The organism is Coleofasciculus sp. E2-BRE-01, from assembly GCF_040221695.1.
Classification (GTDB): Bacteria; Cyanobacteriota; Cyanobacteriia; order Cyanobacteriales; family Coleofasciculaceae; genus Coleofasciculus.
The window spans coordinates 1-4,355 of sequence record NZ_JAVKEA010000147.1 but is presented as its reverse complement, the minus strand read 5'-3'; the positions used below and the strand labels follow the sequence as shown (position 1 = coordinate 4,355).

Below are 4,355 nucleotides of genomic sequence, written 5' to 3'. Positions count from 1 at the left end.
GTGGCGCTCCCATTGAGAGAGTCAAAGCTTACATTAAATCCCAAGAAGCACCTCAAGATTGATTGCCTTCGTTCCTCCGGCAATCCGCTATCCCTCCCCACCCTGCTAACGCTGAGGGTGGGGACTCCCGCGATACGTTGATATTCTACAGGCTTGATCAAAACTAAAATAGGTTACGTTTTGTATACACGCCTTAAACCCTCACCAATCACCCATGAAGATTTTGATGCTCTCTTCTACGTTCCCCTATCCCCCAACCCAAGGAGGGACTCAGGTAAGGACGTTTAACTTACTCAAACATCTCACTGGACATGAGATTACCCTACTTACTCAACGCGCTGACGATGTAACTGATGCTGACATTGAAGCATTACGAGAATGGGTGGCTGAGTTGGTCGTTTTTCCCCGTCCCACAACTTCCAGTCTGAAGGGAGGATTGTTGGGCAAGTTACAGCGCTTTGGTCAGTTTTTACAGCAGGGGATTCCTCCCAGTGTCCTCTCGATTTATTCTCCACAACTACAGGATTGGGTTGATCAGTGTGTCGAGAAGAATAACGTTGATGTAATTACCTGCGAACATAGCGTTAACGAAATTTATGTGCGTCCGGAGTTTCGCGAACAACTGCGAACGGTTGTCAATATCCACAGTTCGGTGTATGCTTCCTGTCGCAATCAGTTGCAAACGGGTACAAGCGAGAATCTCTGGCGCGATCGCTTGAATCTGCCTCTGCTTTATCGCTATGAACAGCGCTACTGTGCTAAGTTTTCCCATATTGTGGTGACGACGGATGATGATCGCCAACAGATTCAATCCTATAATCCCCCCAGTCAGTTTGCCGTGATTCCCAATGGTGTAGACTTTAGCCAATTCCCTTATCGAACTGTTGATCCCGGTGGACATCGCTTGACGTTTATTGGCGCGATGGATAATTTAGCCAATATTGATGCGGTGACGTTCTTAAGTTTAGAGGTATTTCCCACGATTCAACAACGGTATCCAGACACAACCTTAACTCTGGTTGGCGCACGTCCCACCCCTGAGGTATTAGCGCTGGGGAATCGTCCTGGTATTACGGTAACCGGGCGGGTTCCTTCTATGGCAGACTACTTACATCAAGCCACGGTATGCATTGTTTCGATGCGAACGGGGTATGGGATCAAGAACAAAACCCTAGAGGCGATGGCGGCGGGCGTACCTGTGGTGGGAAGCGATCGCGGTTTGGAAGGACTGGAGGTTGATAGTCCTAATGTACCATTAAGAGCATTGAGGGCAAACTCGGTTTCTGAGTATGTTGATGCCGTGACTCGCTTATTTGAAGAGTCTCAACTGAGACAACAATTGTCACAAAATGGACGCCAGTTTATTGAGAAGAATTATACATGGGAGCGAGCCACCCAGCTTTATGAACAAGTCATTTGTGCAAAGTGAACAAACAAATACCTGTAGGGGGTGTTGGGTGTGGGGTGTGGGGTGTAGGGGTATGTATATTCAATACGCGACCGCTTACCCTTCTACCCTTAAAAATATCTGCTTCAAGGAATAGCCTGTCAATAATTTGTGATCAAAAATTAACCATAAATTATCTATATAAATAATTTATGATTAAAATCTTAAAATGTTTATATAATAAGATAAAACTGTTTGATGAAATAGATATAATTCACCAGCAAATTTTAATAAATGCCATCTCAATTCATCATTAATCCCGATAAAACCGAATTTATGACCATTTTGGGGGGAATCTGAAGATTTATGAAAATTCTCATCCTCTCTGCCACATTTCCTTATCCACCCACCAGCGGCGGAACTGAGGTTAGAACATTTAACTTGCTTAAGGCTCTGAGTGAGCGTCATCAGATTACTCTGGTGACTCAACGCACTGATGATATTTCCGAGACTGAGGTGGAAAAGTTGCAGGAATGGGTCGAAGAACTCGTTGTTTTCCCTCAACCCAACAACTCAGAGAACAACAGTGGATTGCGGTCAAAAATGCAGCGCTTGAGTACATTCCTGCAACAAGGAACGCCTCAAAGTGTCTTAAAACAGTACTCCCCGGAGATGCAGGAGTGGGTTAATCAGGCAATAGAGTCAGGAAACTTTGACGTGATCACCTGCGAACATAGCATGAATGAAATTTATGTTCGCCCTCAATGGCGAGAGAAGTTGCGAACCGTCGTCAATATTCATAGTTCCCTCTATCGCAAGCAGCGCCATCAGTTAGACGGCAAACCAGCGGATAAGCAGCTACGAGAGCAATTAAATTTACCCCTACTGCGCCGTTATGAAGAGCGATATTGTGGCAAGTTTACCAATATTGTCGTTGCGACTCCTAAAGATCGGCGTCAGATTGAGGATTATGAACCCGACGGTAAGATTACCTTAGTTCCCAATGGCGTTGATTTTAAGCAGTTTCCTAAGCGTGTCTCTGATCCGGGAGGACAGCGATTGGTTTTTGTCGGCGTCATGGATAGCCCGACAAACGTTGATGCGGTGCGTTTCTTTAGCTTGGAAGTATTCCCAGAGATTTTACGACGGTATCCAGAGGCAACGCTAGAAATTGTTGGCGCACGCCCTGTACCTGAGGTGTTAGAGTTGCAGGAACGTCCGAGAATTACGGTAGCAGGGCGGGTGAGTTCAATCGTAGACTATTTGCATAAGGCTACGGTTTGTGTGATTCCCCTGCGTACTAGCTATGGGATTAAGAACAAAACCCTAGAAGCCATGGCAGCAGGAGTCCCGGTGGTGGCAAGCGATCGCGGTTTGGAAGGATTGCCTGTCGATGGCGGAGATGTTCCTCTGCGGGCATTACGGGCAAATGATACGGCTGAATACGTGTATGCCGTGAGTCGGTTATTCGAGAAACGTCAGCTTCGCAAACAACTCTCAGAAAATGGGCGATCGCTGGTTGAGCAGAAATATACCTGGAAACGGGCGGGGGAACTATATGAAAAGGTATTAATGGGGAAGTGACATTGGTCATTGGTCATTTGTCCTTCGTCTTTCTTTGTCTGTGGTTGTTTCATTGTGACAGAGTGCGATCGCGTTTGATTCAGTGCCTCAAAGATTTGTCTTCTGTAGATATTCGCCCAATCACGCTTAACCCTGATGATACCGCCCTGTATCAGGCGTTTATTAAAGATAAAGCTGACACCATTTTCACTGGAGTTTAGACTACGAAAAACTAACCCAGCTATAACCTGAAGCTGAGCAGGAAGGAAAATCACTAAAAAATTAGAGTTTAAGATGCTTTTTTTGAGCGTTTTTTGTGTCGTACTTTACCTTTTTTGACTACGGGATAACGAGTTATTTTAGTACGTTTGTTTCCCTCAGTCCAATCGGGAGACTTTCCACGGGGTTTGGGAGCAACAGTAGGTGTGCCAATCTCCGGCAAAAGTAATGTAATCGACTGAGCGACCCAACAAGCGAGTCAAATTCTGAATTGGCTTTTGCCAAGGTAGATGATACTGTGACACTAAATATCGAGCCAACCATAACTCCCAAGTCATAATTGGCATCAAATCACTCCAGCGTTCACATTGTTGAGGAGTGCTAAACTGAGGCACAGTCCAATGTAGTCGTTGCTTAATAAAACGATACCAATGATCAACCGCGAAGCGGCGCAAATATTTTCGCCAAATTTCACTCAGGGAAAGCATGGACTGACCGATCCACAAATGCCGACAAATTTGTTGGATTTGCCAGGTGGCTTTGCTAATTGGATTCTCCCAACTGGTAATACGCTCATGTCTTAAGGGTAATGCTAGGGCTTCCTTGTGCTTCAGGTATCCAAGCTATGGTACTATATCCTTGTCCAATGCTAATAGGCTTGTTAGAGCCAATCGCACTCGGTTGATGTTGGTAAGTACGGTCTTGCAGTGTGGGTGAATGAAATCTTGCCCAAGGCGTATGATCGACTCCTAAAACTGGGCGTTTTTCTATGGGTATCTGTTTGATATATAAGCGCATCAATTTGTGACGTGATGGTCTACAATCTTCTACAGCTTCGTAGACACTCGGCCATTGACGCCGAAAAAACGGGCTTAACGTAAAAATCAGGGGTCTTCCATACTTAGTGTGCTAAACTGTTAGGATAATGCCACAGAAGTAAAGCGCGTATTGTAAAATTATTAAAGTTCCTGAAGCCAAATCCACACCGTTTTAATAGTTTCAGTTTATTGTTAACTCCTTCAACGACTCCATTTGTTGTTCTACTTTCAAAATAACCCACGACTTCGGCAAACCATCGTTTAATTGCTGATACAGTTTTTTTATAGTAAATTTGAGCCTTGTCTAACCAATCAATTAGTTTTAAAGTTCCCTCTCCCAGGTTTTGACTTTCTTCAAATATTTGATG

General features: G+C 44.7%; 4 protein-coding genes and 1 pseudogene. 3 read left to right on the top strand and 2 right to left on the bottom strand.

Going from position 1 to position 4,355, the window contains the following annotated elements; all coding sequences use genetic code 11:
* The first annotated feature begins 214 nt into the window (after positions 1-214).
* The 3 genes from RIG66_RS18305 to RIG66_RS18295 all read left to right on the top strand — a co-directional run bounded on the left by RIG66_RS18305 (position 215) and on the right by RIG66_RS18295 (position 3,171).
* A complete protein-coding gene (locus tag RIG66_RS18305; RefSeq protein WP_446380197.1) occupies positions 215-1,429 on the top strand; it encodes a glycosyltransferase family 4 protein in 1,215 nt (404 codons plus the stop codon).
* A 324-nt stretch (positions 1,430-1,753) separates the two neighbouring features.
* Complete coding sequence (locus RIG66_RS18300; protein WP_446380196.1) at positions 1,754-2,971, top strand: glycosyltransferase family 4 protein; 1,218 nt, start codon at positions 1,754-1,756, stop codon at positions 2,969-2,971.
* Positions 2,968-3,171, top strand: coding sequence for a hypothetical protein (locus tag RIG66_RS18295; protein WP_446380195.1), 204 nt, complete (start codon positions 2,968-2,970; stop codon positions 3,169-3,171). Before RIG66_RS18300 ends, RIG66_RS18295 begins: the two co-directional genes overlap by 4 nt.
* A gap of 68 nt (positions 3,172-3,239) precedes the next feature.
* Here the strand turns inward: RIG66_RS18295 and RIG66_RS18290 are convergent.
* Positions 3,240-4,051: pseudogene (locus tag RIG66_RS18290) on the bottom strand (NF041680 family putative transposase); the annotation flags it as partial.
* A gap of 19 nt (positions 4,052-4,070) precedes the next feature.
* Positions 4,071-4,355 (bottom strand): transposase (locus tag RIG66_RS18285; RefSeq protein WP_446380194.1); only part of this gene is annotated, 285 nt, incomplete at its 5' end.

Excerpts from the sequence above, each read along its gene's own strand:
- RIG66_RS18305 (WP_446380197.1), top strand. The coding sequence starts at position 215 with ATGAAGATTTTGATGCTCTCTTCTACGTTCCCCTATCCCCCAACCCAA.
- RIG66_RS18300 (WP_446380196.1), top strand. The coding sequence starts at position 1,754 with ATGAAAATTCTCATCCTCTCTGCCACATTTCCTTATCCACCCACCAGC.